17 protein-coding genes and 2 tRNA genes are annotated in these 17,984 nt (G+C 66.9%); 5 read left to right on the forward strand and 14 right to left on the reverse strand.

Features of this window, described 5'->3' with window-relative positions; all coding sequences use genetic code 11:
- Positions 1-18 precede the first annotated feature (18 nt).
- Entirely contained in the window at positions 19-522 is a 504-nt protein-coding gene (locus tag DC347_RS08020; protein WP_109045012.1) for a DUF3515 domain-containing protein, read from the forward strand.
- 49 nt (positions 523-571) lie between these two features.
- Here the strand turns inward: DC347_RS08020 and DC347_RS08025 are convergent, their stop codons facing one another.
- The 6 genes from DC347_RS08025 to leuC all read right to left on the reverse strand — a co-directional run bounded on the left by DC347_RS08025 (position 572) and on the right by leuC (position 7,103).
- Positions 572-1,720: a D-alanine--D-alanine ligase family protein gene (locus DC347_RS08025; RefSeq protein ID WP_109045013.1), complete on the reverse strand. Its 1,149-nt coding sequence runs from the start codon at positions 1,718-1,720 to the stop codon at positions 572-574.
- A gap of 2 nt (positions 1,721-1,722) precedes the next feature.
- Positions 1,723-2,772 carry an NAD(P)H-dependent glycerol-3-phosphate dehydrogenase gene (locus tag DC347_RS08030; RefSeq protein ID WP_018760031.1) on the reverse strand — a complete coding sequence of 350 codons (1,050 nt, stop codon included), beginning with the start codon at positions 2,770-2,772 and terminating at the stop codon, positions 1,723-1,725.
- Positions 2,769-3,536, reverse strand: a complete 768-nt coding sequence (locus tag DC347_RS08035; RefSeq protein WP_026264221.1) for a 1-acyl-sn-glycerol-3-phosphate acyltransferase — start codon at positions 3,534-3,536, stop codon at positions 2,769-2,771. Before DC347_RS08035 ends, DC347_RS08030 begins: the two co-directional genes overlap by 4 nt.
- A 9-nt stretch (positions 3,537-3,545) precedes the next feature.
- Positions 3,546-4,871 (reverse strand): UDP-N-acetylglucosamine 1-carboxyvinyltransferase, encoded by a 1,326-nt coding sequence (gene murA / locus DC347_RS08040; protein ID WP_026264222.1) that lies wholly within the window; start codon positions 4,869-4,871, stop codon positions 3,546-3,548.
- 147 nt (positions 4,872-5,018) lie between these two features.
- Positions 5,019-5,621 carry a 3-isopropylmalate dehydratase small subunit gene (leuD, locus tag DC347_RS08045; protein ID WP_018760034.1) on the reverse strand — a complete coding sequence of 201 codons (603 nt, stop codon included), beginning with the start codon at positions 5,619-5,621 and terminating at the stop codon, positions 5,019-5,021.
- A gap of 9 nt (positions 5,622-5,630) precedes the next feature.
- The gene (gene leuC / locus DC347_RS08050) at positions 5,631-7,103 is read right to left on the reverse strand and encodes a 3-isopropylmalate dehydratase large subunit (protein WP_109045126.1); all 1,473 of its coding nucleotides are present in this window, start codon (positions 7,101-7,103) and stop codon (positions 5,631-5,633) included.
- Positions 7,104-7,216: 113 nt separating this feature from the next.
- Here leuC and DC347_RS08055 point away from each other — a divergent pair, with 113 nt between their 5' ends.
- Together DC347_RS08055 and DC347_RS08060 are read left to right on the forward strand one after the other, a co-directional pair.
- Positions 7,217-7,936: an IclR family transcriptional regulator gene (locus DC347_RS08055; protein ID WP_009356552.1), complete on the forward strand. Its 720-nt coding sequence runs from the start codon at positions 7,217-7,219 to the stop codon at positions 7,934-7,936.
- Positions 7,937-7,991: 55 nt separating this feature from the next.
- On the forward strand, positions 7,992-8,540 hold the full coding sequence (locus tag DC347_RS08060; RefSeq protein WP_109045014.1) for a DUF1697 domain-containing protein: 549 nt from the start codon (positions 7,992-7,994) through the stop codon (positions 8,538-8,540).
- A gap of 141 nt (positions 8,541-8,681) precedes the next feature.
- Here DC347_RS08060 and DC347_RS08065 read toward each other — a convergent pair.
- Together DC347_RS08065 and DC347_RS08070 are read right to left on the reverse strand one after the other, a co-directional pair.
- Positions 8,682-8,757, reverse strand: a tRNA-Glu gene (locus DC347_RS08065).
- A gap of 128 nt (positions 8,758-8,885) precedes the next feature.
- Positions 8,886-8,957 (reverse strand) — tRNA-Gln (locus tag DC347_RS08070).
- 299 nt (positions 8,958-9,256) lie between these two features.
- Here DC347_RS08070 and DC347_RS08075 point away from each other — a divergent pair.
- Positions 9,257-10,816, forward strand: a complete 1,560-nt coding sequence (locus tag DC347_RS08075; protein WP_240617730.1) for a hypothetical protein — start codon at positions 9,257-9,259, stop codon at positions 10,814-10,816.
- A 22-nt stretch (positions 10,817-10,838) separates the two neighbouring features.
- Here DC347_RS08075 and DC347_RS08080 read toward each other — a convergent pair whose 3' ends face one another.
- From DC347_RS08080 to DC347_RS08095, 4 genes are read right to left on the reverse strand one after another with little or no spacing between them, the layout of a single operon-like run.
- On the reverse strand, positions 10,839-11,585 hold the full coding sequence (locus DC347_RS08080) for an HAD family hydrolase (RefSeq protein WP_018760038.1): 747 nt from the start codon (positions 11,583-11,585) through the stop codon (positions 10,839-10,841).
- Positions 11,585-13,099 (reverse strand): glutamate--tRNA ligase, encoded by a 1,515-nt coding sequence (gene gltX, locus DC347_RS08085; protein ID WP_018760039.1) that lies wholly within the window; start codon positions 13,097-13,099, stop codon positions 11,585-11,587. The genes DC347_RS08080 and gltX overlap by 1 nt, the downstream gene beginning before the upstream one ends.
- A gap of 57 nt (positions 13,100-13,156) precedes the next feature.
- Positions 13,157-13,933 (reverse strand): fumarylacetoacetate hydrolase family protein, encoded by a 777-nt coding sequence (locus DC347_RS08090; protein ID WP_018760040.1) that lies wholly within the window; start codon positions 13,931-13,933, stop codon positions 13,157-13,159.
- A 5-nt stretch (positions 13,934-13,938) separates the two neighbouring features.
- Positions 13,939-14,766, reverse strand: a complete 828-nt coding sequence (locus DC347_RS08095; protein ID WP_109045016.1) for an MBL fold metallo-hydrolase — start codon at positions 14,764-14,766, stop codon at positions 13,939-13,941.
- Positions 14,767-14,904: 138 nt separating this feature from the next.
- On the opposite strand from DC347_RS08095, the gene DC347_RS08100 reads away from it, so the two are divergent.
- Entirely contained in the window at positions 14,905-15,498 is a 594-nt protein-coding gene (locus tag DC347_RS08100) for a hypothetical protein (protein ID WP_109045017.1), read from the forward strand.
- 76 nt (positions 15,499-15,574) lie between these two features.
- On the opposite strand, the gene DC347_RS08105 is transcribed toward DC347_RS08100, so the two are convergent.
- Both DC347_RS08105 and DC347_RS08110 read right to left on the reverse strand, forming a co-directional pair.
- Complete coding sequence (locus DC347_RS08105) at positions 15,575-16,687, reverse strand: branched-chain amino acid aminotransferase (RefSeq protein WP_109045018.1); 1,113 nt, start codon at positions 16,685-16,687, stop codon at positions 15,575-15,577.
- Positions 16,688-16,791: 104 nt separating this feature from the next.
- The gene (locus tag DC347_RS08110; RefSeq protein ID WP_018760045.1) at positions 16,792-17,844 is read right to left on the reverse strand and encodes a 3-isopropylmalate dehydrogenase; all 1,053 of its coding nucleotides are present in this window, start codon (positions 17,842-17,844) and stop codon (positions 16,792-16,794) included.
- Between the last annotated feature and the right edge of the window lie 140 nt (positions 17,845-17,984).

Consider the following 17,984-nt stretch of genomic DNA (forward strand, 5'->3'; position numbering starts at 1 on the left):
CGGCGATAGGCTGGAACCATGCACCATCCCCAGCTGCCCCTGACCGCCCGCGCCACCAGGATGGCAGTTCTTGGGGCAGTCGTTGCCCTGTCCATGACCGCGTGCTCCCCCGCCGTCGACGTTACCGCCGCCAAGGACGCGGCAAACCCTGCCTGCGCGCCCATGATGGTGGCCCTGCCGGATGCGATCGGCGATTCCCGGCTGCGAAAGACCAACAGCCAGGCAACTGCCGCGTGGGGTGATCCGTCGCTGGTCATCCTCCGCTGCGGCGTCAACGTACCGGGTCCGACGACGGACCGCTGCGTGACCGTCAACGGCGTCGACTGGGTCATCAAGGAAGGCGACCCGGTGTGGACGCTGACCACTTACGGCCGGGAACCGGCCACCGAGATCCTGATGGACCCGGACAAGATCAGCTCCGCAACCGTCCTTGCGGACCTCGCAGGCGCCGCCGCGAAGGTCCCGTCGGTGCGGAACTGCGTGGGCCAGGAAGACCTGCAGAACCTCCCGCAGAGCAAGTAGGTTCTGCGGGCCCACCCACCGGGATGGGCCCGCAGGCCAGCCCGAGGCCTCAGCGGAGGCCGGTCTTCCGGTGCAGCGCCAGGTGGATGAGCTCATCGATCAGGTCTGCGTAGCCAAGTCCCGAGGCCGCCCACATTTGCGGGTACATGCTCTTGGGCGTGAACCCGGGCATGGTGTTGATCTCATTGATGATCAGCTCGCCGTCGGGGGTGTAGAAGAAGTCGACCCGACTCAAGCCCTCAGCGCCCACGGCATCGAAGGCCAGCGCAGCGAGCTCACGGACCCTCGAGATGGCTTCCGCCGGAATGTCCGCCGGGCAACTCAGCGCGGCAGCATCGTCCTCGACGTACTTGGCGTTGAAATCATAGAACTCGTGGGTGCCGCCGGCGACTGATATCTCCCCCGGCATGGAGGTCCGGGGAGCGTCCGTTCCCCTGCCTTCCAAGACCGCACACTCAATTTCGCGTCCCACGATTCCGGCCTCGATGACCAGTTTGAGGTCGTGCCGGCGTGCTTCCTCAATCGCGGCGTCGAGCTCGTCGAGGGAGTCCACTTTGGAAATGCCCATGGATGAGCCAGCGCGTGCGGGCTTGACGAAAACGGGGAAGCCCAGCCGGTCCACCTGTTTGCGCACGGATTCGGGGTCATTGCGCCATTGCCTGTCGGTGACCGCCAGGTAGGGGCCAACGCGGAGCCCGGCGGCTTCGAAGACCACTTTCATGTAGTGCTTGTCCATGCCGACGGCGGAAGCCAGGACACCGGCGCCGACGTAGCGGGTGTCCGACAATTCCAGGAGCCCTTGGATGGTGCCGTCTTCGCCGAAGGGTCCGTGCAGGAGCGGGAAGACGACGTCCACGGCACCCAGTTCCTGGGGTACTTCGTTGGGGGAAGCGACAATCAACTGGTGTTCGCCGCCGATCTCGGCCAGGGTCACGGTCTGGGCAGACGGCGAAACTTCCGGCAACGATGAGGCCGCCAGGGACCACTTCGCGGTATCGGCCGGTGCCAGGACCCATTGCCCGGTCTTGGCGATCCCGATCGGGATGACCTCGTACTTGTCCCTGTCGATGGCGCCGAGCACGCCGGCTGCCGTCACGCAACTTACGGCGTGCTCGCTGGAACGGCCGCCGAACAGCACGGCTACCCGCGGTTTCCTGCTGCTCGCCGTTTCCCCTGTGATGGGTGTGTCTTGGGACATGGTCAGTGATCGCCTTCAGGTTTCAATTCCCGGGACAGCAGGACGGGCCCCAGTTGGTCAACGGACAGCTTGCCTGCCAGCACCGCGACGACGGCGGCGGTGATAGGCATTTCGACGCCGAGCTTGCCGGCAAGTTCGTGCACGGCCTGGCCGGACTTGATGCCTTCGGCGGTCTGGGTCATTTTGCGGCCCACCTCCTCCAGGGTCAGCCCCTGGCCGAGGAGCCGGCCGGCGGTGTGGTTGCGGGACAACGCGGATGAGCAGGTCGCCACCAGGTCCCCGAGCCCGGCAAGGCCGGCCATGGTCTTGGCTTCGCCGCCGAGGGCCAGCGCAAGGCGGGAGGTCTCCGCCAGGCCGCGGGTAATGACCGAGGCTTTGGTGTTGTCTCCCATTTCCTTGCCTTCGCAGATGCCCACGGCCAGCGCGATCACGTTCTTGACGATGCCGCCGATTTCGACCCCGACGACGTCCGACGTGGTGTAGGGACGGAAGTACGGTGCCGTGCAGGTCCGGGCGAGCCATCCGGCGGTCGCGGAATCCGTGCAGGCCACCACCGACGCCGTCGGCTCTTCGCGCGCGATTTCCATGGCCAGGTTGGGTCCGGAGACTACGGCGATGCGTTCGGGCGGCAGGCCCAGTTCCTGGCTGATGACCTCGCTCATGCGGGCATCCGTGCCAAGTTCGAGGCCCTTCATGAGGGAAACGACGACGGCTCCGGGCTCGATCATGTCCTTCCACTCCCGCAGCTGCGGGCGGAGGGATTGGGCAGGGACGGCCACCACCACAAGATCGGCCCCGGCCAGCACCTCCCGGACGTCGGTGGAAGCGGTGATGCTGGCGGGCAGGACGATGTCCTTGAGGTAGTCGCTGTTGCGGTGGTCCCGGTTGATCTGGTCCACCACCTCGGCGCGCCTGCCCCACACCTTGATCCCGCGCGGGCTGCCGGCGGCCCCGGCTGCGTCTGCGAGGATCTTGGCGAAGGTGGTCCCCCACGAACCGGCGCCCAGGACAGCCACAGTCCGGGCCGATCCCGGCTTTCGGTCAACGGTCACTGTGCTTCCGTTTCCGGGCCGGGCTGTCCGCGGTCGATGAACCGTCCGTGCTTGGCTTGTTGCTGCTTGGCCGGATCCCAGCGTTCGGCCGGCGGCTGTTCGCCGCGGAGGCCCGCCAGCAGGCCGGTGATCGCGGCCATGATGACCTCGGTGGCTTCGGTCAGCGTCGCTTTGTCCAACGGGCGGCCGCTGAAGGCGCTGAGGTCCACCGGGTCCCCTACCACTACCCGGGAGAGCTTCCGCGGGAACACGTGGAACCGCTTGCCGTAGCGGGGGAACACCTCATGGGCGCCCCAGTGGGCGATCGGGACGACGGGAATTCCGCCTTCAAGGGCGAGCCTGGCCGCACCCGTATGGCCTTTCATGGGCCAGAGTGCGGGGTCGCGGGTCAATGTGCCCTCCGGATAGATGATGATTGCTCCGCCCTCGGCCACGATCTCCTGGGCCACCTGCAGCGACCGGTTCGCGCCCGTCGTCGAACGCTCAACGGGGACCTGCTTGGTCGCGTTCAGGAGCCAGCCCAGGCCGGGGACTTTGAACAGGCCGGCCTTGGCCAGGAAGTGCGGGGCACGCCCTTGGTTGTAAAGCATGTGGCCCACAACCAGGGGATCGATCTCGGTGCAGTGGTTGGGCGCGGCAATGAAGCCGCCGGCAGGCAGTTTCTCGGTGCCTTCCCATTTCTTGGCCATCATGAGGTTCAGCAGCGGGCGGGCGATCCCGGCGATGAACACAAACGTGGCCCTGCTTTTGGCAGTTTCCTTCACGGTCCGCCGCTACTTCGTGGTGGCGATGTCGAAGTCGGCACCGAGGCCGGCGAGCTTTTCGGTGAAGCGCTCGTAGCCGCGGTTGATGATGTCGATGCCCGTGACCCGGGAAGTTCCGGTGGCGGCCAGGGCGGCGATGAGATGGCTGAACCCGCCGCGCAGGTCCGGCACGTCGATATCCGTTCCCTTGAGCTGGGTGGGACCGGAGATAACGGCCGAGTGCAGGAAGTTGCGCTGGCCGAACCGGCACGGGACGCTGCCGAGGCACTCCCGGTGGACCTGGATGCTGGCGCCCATGCGGATGAGGGCGTCGGTGAAGCCAAAGCGGTTCTCGTATACCGTTTCGTGGACGATTGATACGCCCTCGGCCTGGGTCAACGCGACCACCAGCGGCTGCTGCCAGTCCGTCATGAACCCGGGGTGCACGTCTGTTTCAAGGACCAGCGGGTTGAGCTTGCCGCCCTTGTGGTAGAACCGGATGCCGTCCTCGCCGATGTCCATCCCGCCGCCCACTTTGCGGTAGGTGTTCAGGAAGGTCATCATGTCGCGCTGGGATGCGCCTTCAACGAAGATGTCGCCGCGGGTAACCAGGGCGGCCGAGGCCCAGGATGCGGACTCGTTGCGGTCCGAGAGCGCGCGGTGGTTGTAGCCGCCCAGATCGCGGACGCCCTCAATGCGGATGGTCCGGTCCGTCTGGACGCTGATGATGGCGCCCATCTTCTGCAGCACGGCGATCAGGTCGATGACCTCGGGCTCGGTGGCGGCACCGGAGAGCTCCGTGATGCCTTCCGCGCGGGTGGCGCTGAGGAGGACCTGCTCGGTGGCTCCGACGGACGGGTACGGCAGCGAGATCTTGGCGCCGTGCAGTCCCTTGGGTGCCGAGATGTGGATCCCGCCGGGGCGCTTTTCCACGACGGCGCCAAACTGGCGCAGGACGTCCAGGTGGTAGTCGATGGGGCGGTCGCCGATCTTGCAGCCGCCGAGGTCGGGGATGAACGCTTCCCCAATGGCGTGGATCAGGGGGCCGCACAGCAGGATGGGGATCCGGGAATCGCCGGCGTGCGCATCGATGGCGGTGCTTGAGGCCGTCTTCGCCGACGTCGGATCGAGGGTAAGGTCTCCGCTGACCGGGTCCTTCTCCACGGTCACGCCATGCAGCTTCAGCAGGGACGTGACGACCTCGACGTCCTTGATCTCCGGCACGTTGCGCAACACCGAGGGTTCGTTGCCCAGCAGTGCTGCCACCATGGCCTTCGGTACAAGATTCTTTGCCCCGCGGACGCTAACGCGGCCTGTAAGCGGGACTCCGCCGCGGATTGTCAGAACACTACTCATATACCGGTTTCCTCACGATCACTAGCCCACAAATCCTTGCAAAGGCTCCAACCAAGCATAGGAGGTCGTGTTACCGAACCGAAATAAGCGGGCACCGGCGGCAGTCCGTGGCGGGGTATTTCCTGCCGCCGGGCCCGTTCCTGCGTGCTAGGACAGCCGGGCGGGAAGCGTCTTCGGCTTGAAGCTGGGCCGGGTGGCCTCGTAGGCCGTGATGTCGGCTTCATGCTGGAGGGTCAGCCCGATGTCGTCCAGGCCTTCCAGCAGCCGCCAACGGGTGTAGTCGTCGATCTCGAAAGGCGCCACGATGGGGCCGCACACGACGGTCTTTGACTCAAGGTCCACCGTGACTTCGGTTCCGGGCGCGTTTTCCAGCTCTTTCCAGATCAGTTCAATGTCATCCTGGGCCACCTGGGCGGCCAGCAGGCCCTGCTTGCCGGAATTGCCGCGGAAGATGTCGGCGAAGCGGGAAGACAGGACGGCCTTGAAACCGTAGTCCTTCAGCGCCCAGACGGCGTGTTCGCGGGAGGAACCGGTGCCAAAGTCCGGGCCTGCCACGAGCACCGAACCGGTAGTGTAGGGCTCCTGGTTCAGGATGAACGAGGGGTCTTTCCGCCAGGCGGAGAACAGGGCGTCCTCGAACCCGGTCCGGGTGATGCGCTTGAGGTACACCGCCGGGATGATCTGGTCGGTGTCGACGTTGCTCTGGCGCAGCGGGACGCCAACGCCGGTGTGCTTGGTGAACTTTTCCATGGTGCTGTCCTAGGCTGCGTGGCTTGCGGATGGGGTTTCGACAGGCTGAACCGCCGGCTCGGGAGCCGGGTCAAGGTCCGACGGCGAGCTGAGCGTGCCCCGGACGGCAGTGGCTGCTGCCACCACCGGGGAAACCAGATGGGTGCGGCCGCCCTTGCCCTGCCGGCCCTCGAAGTTGCGGTTGGAGGTTGAGGCGCAACGCTCCCCCACTTCCAGCTGGTCCGGGTTCATGCCCAGGCACATGGAGCAGCCGGCAAAGCGCCACTCGGCACCAAAGTCCTTGAAGACCTTGTCCAGCCCCTCGGCTTCCGCTTCGAGCCGGACGCGGGCGGAGCCCGGGACCACCAGCATCCGGATGTTGGGGTCCTTTTGCCGGCCGCGGATGATGTCGGCAGCGGCGCGCAGGTCCTCCATCCGGGAGTTGGTGCAGGAGCCCAGGAAGACGGTGTCCACGCGGATGTCCTTCATGGGCGTGCCGGCTTCGAGTCCCATGTACTGCAGGGCGCGCTCGGCAGCGGCCTTGGCGTTTTCGTCGCCGAAGTCCTCCGGTGACGGGACGGACCCGGACAGGGACACACCCTGGCCCGGGTTGGTGCCCCAGGTGACGAACGGCTCAAGCGTGTTGGCGTCCAGGTCCACCTGCACGTCGAAGGTGGCGTCGTCGTCGCTACGCAGCGTGTTCCAGTACTCGACGGCGGCGTCCCAGTCCGCGCCTTCAGGCGCGTGGGGGCGGCCCTTCATGTACTCGTAGGTGGTCTCGTCCGGGGCCACCATACCGGCCCGGGCGCCGGCCTCGATGGACATGTTGCAGATGGTCATCCGGGCTTCCATGGAGAGCGCGCGGATGGCGGAGCCGCGGTATTCCAGGACGTAGCCCTGGCCGCCGCCGGTGCCGATCTGGGCGATCACGGCGAGGATGATGTCCTTGGCCGTGACGCCCGGGCGCAACGTGCCCTCGACGTTGATGGCCATGGTCTTGAAGGGCTTAAGGGACAGGGTCTGGGTGGCCATGACGTGCTCCACCTCGGAGGTGCCGATACCCATGGCCAGCGCGCCGAAGGCGCCGTGGGTGGAGGTGTGCGAGTCGCCGCAGACCACCGTCATGCCGGGTTGGGTCAGGCCGAGCTGCGGGCCGACCACGTGGACGATGCCCTGTTCGGCGTCGCCGAGGCTGTGCAGGCGGACGCCGAACTCGGCGCAGTTGTTGCGCAGGGTCTGGATCTGGGTCCGGCTGGTGAGGTCGGCAATCGGCTTGTCGATGTCCAGCGTGGGGGTGTTGTGGTCCTCGGTGGCAATAGTCAGGTCCGGCCGGCGCAGCGGGCGGCCGGCGAGCCGCAGCCCTTCGAAGGCCTGCGGGGAGGTAACTTCGTGGACCAGGTGGAGATCGATAAAGAGGAGGTCGGGCTGGGCGTTGGCTCCTTCGCCGTCGCCTTTGCGCACCACGTGCGCGTCCCAGACTTTCTCGGCCAATGTCTTTGCCATGGCCATCTCCCTTCACTGCTGTTTGGCTGTTGAGTCCAACTGAATCAGGACGGCTCCGCACTGCGCCAGCCGAAAGATTTGCATCTCAGATATTGAGACGGCAATATCATTACATGGACAATTCTAGTGGAGTCGGCGTCATTGATAAAGCAGCCCAGGTGCTCGATGCACTCGAGGCCGGCCCCACCACGCTGGCACAGCTTGTGGCCGCCACCGGGCTGGCCCGGCCCACGGTTCACCGGCTCGCGCTGGCTCTCGTCCACCACCGGCTGGTGAGCCGCGATATCCAGGGCCGGTTCGTCCTTGGCAGCCGGCTGGTGGAACTGGCCTCGGCCGCGGGCGAGGACCGCCTGATCGCCTCCGCCGGCCCCGTCCTCATGCAACTGCGGGACGCCACGGGCGAAAGCGCCCAGATCTTCCGCCGGCAGGGCGACTGGCGCGTGTGCGTTGCCTCCGCCGAGCGCCCCATCGGCCTGCGCGACACCATCCCGGTGGGCACGCAGCTGTCCATGAAGGCCGGCTCCGCCGCCCAGGTGCTTCTCGCCTGGGAGGACCACGACCGGCTGCTCGAGGGCCTGCAGTCAGCTCGCTTCACGCCCACCGTCCTGGCAGGCGTACGACGACGCGGCTGGGGACAGAGCCTCGGCGAACGTGAGCCCGGTGTCGCCTCCGTCTCCGCGCCGGTGCGGGGACCGTCCGGCCGGGTGATCGCCGCCGTCTCAATTTCCGGCCCGATCGAGCGGCTGACCCGCCAGCCGGGGCGCCTGCACGCAGAGGTGGTCTGCAACGCCGGCCGCATCCTCACCGAAGCCCTGCGCAAGAACAACGACTAAGGGGATCCGCCGCGTTGTCCGCTCCTGCGGACGGCGCGGCCACTAGGCTGTGGCCATGGGCAGCTACGCAGTCTTCCTCCGTGGAATCAATGTTGGCGGAATCAACATCAAAATGGCGGACCTCCGGGACGCACTGAAAGCTTCGGGCTTCGCCGATGCCAGGACTCTGCTGGCCAGCGGGAACGTGGTGCTGACCAGCAGCCTGGATGCAACCGGCGTCAAACGCGAAGCCGAAGAATGCCTCCGGGCAGCGTTCGGTTATGAAGCCTGGGTGGTCGTCGTGGACGGCGGACGAGTGGCCGAACTGGTGGATGCCTGCCCTTATCCGGAGGATGACAAATCCACCCACACCTACATCACCTTCTCGTCGGATACCGCCGTCCTGGACGAACTGGAAGCGGCCGGCGCAGCCATAGAGGGCCAGGACCAGAAGCGCCTTGGACCTGAAGCGCTGGCGTGGCTGGCCCCGGTGGGGGGCACCCTGGACAGCCCCTTCAGCAAGGTCAGCTCGAAGTCCAGGTTCAAGGCCGCTACCACCACCCGCAACCTGCGCACCCTGATCAAGGTCCGGGATGCAGCGGCCGCATTGGAGGCGGACTCCTAAGCGGCTCCGCGGAAGACTCCCCGCACGGAGGACCACTCCCCGCCGGGCGGCGCGGGGTTCAGTCCATTGAGCGGGGATTGTCCACCAGCGAATTTCGGGCAAATAAAAAATGGTCCCGGGCTGATGCCCGGGACCATTCCATGGTGACCCCAGCGGGATTCGAACCCGCGTTACCGCCGTGAGAGGGCGGCGTACTAGGCCGCTATACGATGGGGCCGCGTACTTTCCGGCAGCGTTTCCGCTGCTCGGCTCAGTGAGTATTTCACACACTTTGCCGTGGTTTCAAATCGGCGAACCGAGTGGAAACCTTCTGTTTTGCCTGCCCGAATGGGCTTCAAACCAGAGCTGGGATACCAGGACTCGAACCTAGAATGACGGTACCAGAAACCGTAGTGTTGCCAATTACACCATATCCCAATGGCACTTTCGGGCCGGATTCCAGGGCGTTTTCCCTGCTCCGTGCGCCTCAGCACGAGAAATTACTTTACCCGAGACTTGGGGCTCGCACAAATCCGGCGCGGCCTGCGCCTCCGGGCTTCGCGAAAGCGAACCGTCCAAACCCTTGCCCGGCATCCACCGTTATGGTTACCCTCGAGTAAGTTACCGATCAGTAACAAGCCCCCTGCCCTGTTTCCACGGGCACCCACGAGGTCAAGGGACCGCCCTGCCAACCACGGTTTCGCCACCGGACACCGCTGTCCGGCGGAAGTTAGGAAGTGTCAGCGTTGACAACCCGTACAGCAGCCATTGCAGCCGCAACCCGCAAACCCCGGCCACAATTCATCGCCATCATGGCCCTCTCCCTCCTGCTCGTCCTCTTCCTCGCCTTCTATACCTACCTCACGGGCCAGATCGCCAACGGCTCTGCCCAGCTGATGGACGGGGCGGAACAAGCCGCAGCAGGCGCCGCCCAGCTCAAGGACGGCTCGGGCCGGCTGGCAGCGGGCGCAGGCGCAGCGAACAAGGGCGCAGCGCAAGTGCAGGACGGATCGCTCAAGGTCAAGGACGGCACCACCCAACTCAACAACGGAGCCCTCGCCCTGCAATCGGGTGCGGGCAAGATCTACTCAGGTGTCAGGGACCAGCTCGCCCCCGGCGTGGACAAGCTTCATGCCGGCACCACCAAGCTGCAAAATGACGTCCTGAACAAACTCGTCCCTGGCGTCTACCAGGTGGATGACGGAGCCCGGAAGCTCCAGGCCGGCGCCGTCGCGCTGTCCGCCGCGCTCACCCCCACCGCGGGCGGCAACGCCCCCAACAACCTTGCCGACGGCGCCGGACAGCTGGCGGCGGGTACGGGCCGGCTCGCGGCCGGCGCAGGTCAGCTCGACGCCGGCGCCACCAGCCTGAGCGCAGGAACAGCGGCGTTGAAGAACGGAACAGCGCAGCTGACGGGCTACCCCGGCGCGGGGAACGATCCAACCAAGGGAGACGGGCTGGCCGCGCTCAGCCAGGGGCTGGACCAGCTGGAAGCAGCGGCGAACGGGCCCCAGGGCCTGGTTCCCCTGGCCGTCATCAAGGACCAGATCGCCAAGTTGGCCGACGGCGGCCGACGCGCCTACGCGGGAGCGGGGCAGCTCGATGCGGGAGCAGCAAAGCTGAACGACGGAGCCGGGCAGCTCAAAGCCGGAACCGGCAGTCTGACCGCGGGAGCCGCCCAGCTGGATGACGGGGCGGGCCGGCTGAAGGCGGGCTTCGCCACCCTGGCGGAGAAGCTCAACGCCACCGACCCCCAAAACCCCGGCGTGGTGCTGGGTACCTCGATGCTGGCGGATGGCACGGCGAAGATCCGGACCGGCATGGATGGCGTCCCCGGCGATCCGGACAGCCCCGGCCTGATCTACGCCGCCAACAACCTCCAGGACGGCACCACCAAGCTCAGTGCCGGCGTCAACGGCGGCGGCGATCCTGCCAACCCGGGACTCCTGGCCGGGACCGAGGCGTTGTCGGAGGGCACCACCGCGCTGAGCCAAGGCACGGGACAATTGCAGTCGGGATCCGCCCAGCTGGCGGATGGAACCGGGAAACTCGCCGACGGCAACGGCAAGCTTGATGACGGTTCGGGCCAGTTGGCGGACGGTGCCGGCACGCTTGCCGAGGGCAATGCCAGGATCGCGGCCGGAACGCAGGAACTGCACACGAAGGTGGCCGCCGTGTCGCCGTCGTCCTGGCTGGACAGCCCCGTCACGGCATTGCTGCTGATCGCCCTGCTGGTGGGAGCCGCCGTTGGCGGATATCTCCTCCTTCGCCGCGCCGCCCGGATTAAGGCCGCCTGATGGACGACCGCCCGGACAGGACTTAGGCGAAGAGCGGGAGGAGATCCGCCAACGTGGTGACCGCGGTTCCACCAAAGTGGGCCGCGGTCTCGGCGTTCCGGTTGAGCCAGACGCCAACCAGTCCGGCCGCCGTCGAGCCTTCCGCGTCCAGCAGCCGGTTATCGCCCACGTACATCGTCTCGGCCGGGACGGTGCCCAAGAGCCGGACGCCTTCCAGGTAGATGGCGGGATCCGGCTTGGCCACGCCCAGGGTGTCAGTTCCGACGAGGTGCTTCACGCGTTCAAGGCCGGCGCCGTCCAGCTTGGCGCGCTGGTAATCGTGGACGTTGTTGCTGACGGCGCCGTACGGGATCCCGGCAGCGTCCAAGACGTCAAGAAGCGGCGAAACATCCGGGAACGGCTTCACGTAGGACGGCTGCTTTTCCACGTACGCGGCCAGCCAGCGGTGCGATTCATCGCCGTCGCCCAGTTCCACGCCAAAGTGGCCCAGTGCGGCGCGGCCCCGGAGGAGGCGCTGTTCGTTGAACGTCAGCTCGCCGGCCAGGTAGCGGTCGTAGTAGTGCGTGGTCTCATGGGTGAAGATCCGGCCGAACCGCTCCCAGCCGGCCTGGTCCAGGCCGGGCAGGAGGTGTTCACTGACCTCGCGCAAGGCGGTGGTCATCGAGTACTCAAGGTCCACCAGGGTGTCGTCGATGTCGAACAGGACGCCCCTGACCACTCCCCAGGGCGTATGCCGGGCACCCGACCGGGCTTCGCTCGGTGCCGTCATCAGCCGCGGAAGGCGCGGAGCCTGCGCAGGGAGGACTCCTTGCCCAGGATGACCATCGATTCGAACAGGGGCGGGGAGATCCGCCGGCCGGAAACAGCCGTCCGTACCGGCCCGAAAGCGAGCCGCGGTTTGATGCCAAGGTCCTCCACCAGGGCCTGCTTCAGGGCTGCCTGGATGCTCTCCGCTGTCCAGTCTGCCACCGGTTCCAGCGCGGCAAGCGCGGCATCCAGCACCTCGGAAAGGTTCTCGGGAAGGCCCTTGCGGGCGTCATCTGCGACGTCGACGGCGTCGTCCGCCTTGAACAGGAAAGCCAGCATGTCCGGCGCCTCGCCCAGCAGCGTGATGCGCTCCTGGATCAGCGGCGCGGCTTCGGTGAGGATTTCTTCCTCGCGGTCAGTGAGGATCTCCCCCACCAGGCCTGCGTCGCGCAGGTAGTGCGCCACCCGGTCGCGGAAGACCTTGGGCTCAAGCATCCGGACGTGCGTGCCGTTGATGGCCTCGGCCTTCTTCAGGTCGAAACGCGCGGGGTTGCCCAGGACGTCGTGGATGTCGAAGTGCTCAACGAGCTGCTCGACGGTAAAGATGTCTTCGTCGGCGCTCAGCGACCAGCCAAGCAGGGAAAGGTAGTTCAGCAGCCCTTCCGGGATGAAGCCCCGCTCGCGGTGCAGGAAGAGGCTGGACTCGGGGTCCCGCTTGGAGAGCTTCTTGTTGCCCTGGCCCATGACGTACGGCAGGTGGCCGAACTCCGGCATGTACTCGGCGACGCCGATGGCGTAGAGGGCCCGGTAGAGGGCGACCTGGCGCGGCGTCGAGCTGAGCAGGTCTTCGCCGCGGAGCACGTGCGTGATCCCCATCAGGGCGTCGTCCACGGGGTTGACCAAGGTGTACAACGGGGCACCGTTGGCACGCACCACGGCGAAGTCGGGCACCGATCCGGCCTTGAACGTAATTTCGCCGCGGACCAGGTCGGTGAACGTGATGTCCTCGTCCGGCATGCGCAGGCGCAGGACGGCCTGCCGGCCCTCGGCCCGGTACTGTGCCAGCTGTTCCTCGGTCAGGTGACGGTCGAAGCCGTCGTAGCCCAGCTTCGGGTCCCGGCCGGCGGCGCGGTGGCGTGCCTCGATCTCCTCCGGGGTGGAGAAGGACTCGTAAATGAATCCGGCGTCGTGCAGGCGCTTGATGACGTCCTGGTAGATGTCGCCGCGCTGGGACTGCCGGTACGGTTCGTGCGGGCCGCCAACCTCGACACCCTCGTCCCAGTCGATGCCCAGCCACTTCAGTGCGTCCAGCAGCTGGTGGTAGCTTTCCTCGCTGTCCCGGGCCGCGTCCGTGTCCTCGATCCGGAACACCAGGGTGCCCTTGGTGTGGCGGGCGTAGGCCCAGTTGAAGAGCGCGGTCCGGATCAGTCCGACGTGCGGGGTCCCCGTGGGCGAGGGGCAAAACCGGACGCGAACGGGGGTCTCGGCGGTGACGGGCGGAATGGAGGCGGCAAGCGACGAAGAAGCGATAGTCATAGTGGCTTCAACTTTACCCGCCTGGCCGCCCTCCGGCCTTCCGCGCGGCAGCCGGGGTCAGCGGCGGACGATCGGGTTGGAGAGCCGGCCGATGCCTTCGATTTCCACCTCGAAGCGGTCGCCTTCCTTGACCAGTCCCACACCGGCCGGTGTTCCGGTCATGATCACGTCGCCGGGCAGCAGGGTGAACGCGTGCGAGACGACGGACACGAGCTCCCGGACGCCGCGGATCATCTGGCTGGTGCTGCCGTCCTGGCGGATTTCCCCGTTGAGCCGGCCCTGGATCTGCAGGTCCTCGGTGTCCAGGTCCGTCTCGATCCACGGGCCCAGCGGAGCGGAGGTGTCGAAGCCCTTGGCGCGGGTCCACTGCAGGTCCGTCTTCTGGACATCGCGGGCAGTGAGGTCGTTGCCGCACGTGTAGCCAAAGATGACATCGTCAACGCGGTCTTCGGGGACGTCCTTGCAGATCCGGCCGATCACCACGCACAGTTCGGCTTCAAAGGAGACTTCTTCGGAAAACTCCGGCAGGACCACGGGGTCGTTCGGACCTACCACCGCAGTGTTGGGCTTCAGGAACAGCAGCGGCTGGGCGGGCACCTCGTTGCCCAGCTCATGTGCGTGCTCCACGAAGTTCCTGCCCACCCCGATGACCTTGCTCCGCGGGATGATGGGCGCCAGCAGCCGGACGTCCTCCAGCTTGTGGCGCACGGAAGTGCGCTCCACACCATTGAAGAAAGGGTCGCCATGGATGACAGTGATTTCCTCACTGCCGCTATCACCTTCCACAACGCCGTACAGGGGATCGGAATCGACAACAAACCTCGCAATACGCATGGCTCCTACCCTACCGTTTCGATGGCGCCGTCCTGCCTGCCGCCTTCGGGCCCGCGAAGGTAGGAAAGCTGTGCGGCCACGGACAGTTCGGCGGCGCGCCGGACGGAAGGGTCGACGCCGGCATAGACGGCGTCCGCCACCTCAGGCACGGATGCGTTCCCGCCGAGGCCGCGGAGCGCGGAACGGATCTGGGCCAGCCGTTCCTCGCGGTGCCGGCGGTACTCCCGGACGATGTCCCGCAGGGACGGCAATACCGGGCCGTGGGCCGGAAGCACGGTCGCGTTCCCCAGGGCCTCCAACCGGTCCAGGGTGGCGAGGTAGTCTCCCAGCGTGCCGTCAGGGAAGTCCAGGACGGTGGTGCCCCGGCCCAGGACGGTGTCCCCGGTCAGCACCGAGCCGTGCTGCCCGTCGGCCGGCAGGTGGAAGCACACGGAATCCGAAGTGTGGCCGGGGGCAGCCAGCACCGTGATATCCAGTCCCGCTGCCTGGATTACTTCGCCGCCGGCCAGCGGCGCTCCGCCGCCATGGCAGTGGCCTGGGTCCGCTGCCCGTACCGGCGCTCCGGTGAGGTCGTGCAGGCGGGCCGAACCGGCAGTATGGTCCGCATGCCGGTGCGTGACCAGGATCAGTTCGACGACGCCGGCGCCCGACAGTGCCTCCAGGTGCGGTTCATGGTTGGGTCCTGGGTCAACCACCACGACGGCGGACCGGCCGGGGACGCGCAGGAGGTAGGAGTTGGTGCCGTCCAGGCTCATGGGGCCCGGGTTTGGTGCCAGGAGGAACTGGGTGAGGCCGGAGCTGCGCTGCAGGCCGGGGCCGGTAAGTGGGGTCACTGATCCATCCTTGCATCAAGCCCCGCACTCCCCCACCCCCTTGTCCCGGAGGGCAGCGGCGGAATAGATCGGCCGCCCGCGGGGGTTGGCAACCTGTGACAGCACAACGATCTCCACCAGGAAGCCGGACACCGCCCCATGAGCACACCTTCACTCGCCGACCTTCTCGCCCGCGCGGACGCGGACGGCCACGACCATTCGGCGACCGAAAAGGCCACCGGCCTCCTGCACATCCACAACCACGCGACCGGCAGCATCATCTGGTTTCCCACCTGGAAGAAGTTCCGCGAGACAACCGACTGGACGGACGCCGTCACCGGCATCACGGCGGAACTGTCCGCCGCCTCCGCGCCCGCTGACCAGGCCGGCGCCGCCCTGATCGCCGCGGACCTGGAAGCGCTGCTGGACCAGGCCTCCCGCTCCGCTGACGCCGCCGTCTTTGTCCAGGAAAACCTCATCCGCCACCTGACCCGGACCTGGGCTGTCGGCGACGCAGTGGCCCAGGCCGGCGGCAAGGACCTGTTCACCAGCGGCCCCACCCCCGCCGTCTTCGCCGGCTATCCCTACGACGTCTATGCCCAGGACGGCGGCGTCTTTGCCACCACGCTCTGGAACGACCTGATCGACGCCCGGCGCAACCGCGCCCTGGCGGAAGAAGCTGCCCGCAAGGCACTCAAGCCCGTGTCCCGCAAAGCGATGAAGAACGCTGCCCGGAAAGCCGCACGCCGCTGACCCGGCACCCCCTGCGGCAACGCAAAACGGCGCCTGCCGGACCCAAGTCCGGGAGGCGCCGTCGTCAGGGCAGAACCTAGGCCAGGCGTGTCAGCCAGCCGTGCGTGTCCGGTTCGGCGCCGGTCTGGATGCCCAGGAGCTTTTCGCGGATGGCCATGGTGGTTTCGCCCGCTTTGGCGTCCTCGGAACCAATGAACTCGGTGGCGTCCTTCAGCACCCCGATCGGGGTGATCACGGCAGCTGTGCCGCAGGCGAACACTTCGGCAATATCGCCCGAGGCCACGCCGTCGCGCCATTCGTCAAGGGTGATCTTCCGCTCCGCCACGTCACGGCCCATGTCCTTGGCCACCTGGATCACGGACATCCGGGTGACGCCTTCCAGGATGGTGCCGGTGAGGGCGGGCGTGACCAGGGAGCCGTCCTTCATGACGAAGAAGACGTTCATGCCGCCCAGCTCTTCCACGGCGTTGTCATTGGCCTGGTCGAGGAACAGGACCTGCTTGCAGCCGTTGGCGTCGGCCTCCTGCTGCGCGATGAGCGAGGCGGCGTAGTTCCCGCCGCATTTGGCGTCGCCGGTGCCGCCGCGGCCGGCGCGGGCGTACTGGCGCGAGATCCAGATGGAGACCGGCTTGAGTTCGCCGCCGAAGTAGTTGCCGGCCGGAGAGGCGATCACCCGGAAGGACACCTCGCGGGCGGCGCGGACACCCAGGAAGGCCTCGGTGGCGATCATGAAGGGGCGCAGGTAGAGGGCTTCGCCGTCGCCGGAAGGAACCCATTCCTTGTCGGCAGCCACTAGTTCGCGGATGGCGCCGAGGAAGTATTCGGCCGGCAGTTCGGGCAAGGCCAGCCGGCGGGCCGACTTGTTCAGCCGGGCCGCGTTCGCCTCGGGCCGGAACGTCCAGACGGAGCCGTCAGCGTGCCGGTACGCCTTGAGTCCCTCGAAGATTTCCTGGCCGTAGTGGAACACGGCGGCGGACGGGTCAAGGACGATCGGGCCGTAGGGCTCGATCCGGGCATCGTGCCAGCCGCCGTTGCCGTCTGCGTCAACGCTGTAGTCGACGATGGCGGTGTGGTCGGTGAAGTAGTTGCCGAATCCCGGGTTTGCCAGGATGGCTGCACGCTCTTCGGCGGACTTCGGGTTCTCCGAAAGCTGCCGGGTGAATTCGACGCCATGGGCGGTCTGAGTCATGGTTCCTCCACGATCGGCCGCCCCGGGGTTCAGCGCTGAACAGCGAGGCGGCATTTGGTGATTCGAGTCAAGCTTACGCCCGAAGCCGGAGCCCCCGGCGTGGGCTAGAGTCCTGCGGCGATGGCGTCGCCGACGGCGCTGGTGCTGCGGGCGGTTCCGTCGCGCTGTTCGACGTCGGCAACCACAGCGGCTTCGATCCGGCGTGCGGCTTCCGCGTACCCCAGGTGGTCCAGCAGGAGTGCCGCGGAGAGGATGGCCGCGGTGGGGTCGGCCTTGCCTTGGCCGGCGATGTCCGGCGCCGAACCGTGGACCGGCTCGAACATGGAAGGCGCCGTGCGGTCCATGTTGATGTTGCCGGACGCCGCCAGGCCGATGCCGCCGGTGACGGCGGCAGCGAGGTCGGTGATGATATCGCCGAACAGGTTGTCGGTGACGATGACGTCGAAGCGGGACGGGTCCGTGACCATGAAGATGGTGGCGGCATCAACGTGCAGGTAGTCGTGGGTGACGCCTGGGAATTCCTGGGCGACAGCCTCGACGGTGCGCTTCCAGAGATGCCCGGCGAAGACCAGGACGTTGTGCTTGTGGACCAGGGTGACGTGCTTGCGTTCGCGGAGGCTGGCGCGGCGGAAGGCGTCGCGGACCACGCGCTCCACACCGTGTGCGGTGTTCAGGGAGACTTCCGTGGCGACCTCGTGCGGGGTTCCGGCACGCAGCGTGCCGCCGTTTCCCACGTACGGCCCCTCGGTTCCCTCACGCACCACGATGAAGTCGATGGTCCCGGGGTTGGCCAGTGGGCTGCCGACCGTCCCGTAAAGCCGCGACGGCCGCAGGTTGACGAAGTGGTCCAGGCTGAAGCGGAGCTTGAGGAGCAGTTCGCGTTCGATGATTCCGGAGGGGATGCGGGTGTCGCCCGGGGCGGCGCCGACGGCACCGAAGAGGATCGCGTCGCGCGTCTTCAGGTCCGCCAGGACGTGGTCCGGCAGGGTTTCGCCGGTGGCGAGCCAGTGCTCGGCGCCGAGTTCGTAATGTGTCGGCTTGAGCTGCACGCCCTCCGCGGCCACGGCCTTCTCGAGGACTTTGAGGGCCTCGGCAATGACTTCGGGGCCGATGCCGTCGCCGGGAATAACTGCAAGATCGATGGAGGATGCGCTCATATTTTCAGGGTAGCCAAGTCATCCATATGGTGGGCAAGCCGTCCCACATTTCGGACACGGCGTCTGCGGGCGGCGCGGCGGGCGCGGCGGCCGGAGAAGGATCAGCCCCAGGGATGAGGCACTCGCCACCACGACAGCAT

The organism is Pseudarthrobacter sp. AG30 (assembly GCF_003116525.1).
Classification (GTDB): Bacteria; Actinomycetota; Actinomycetes; order Actinomycetales; family Micrococcaceae; genus Arthrobacter.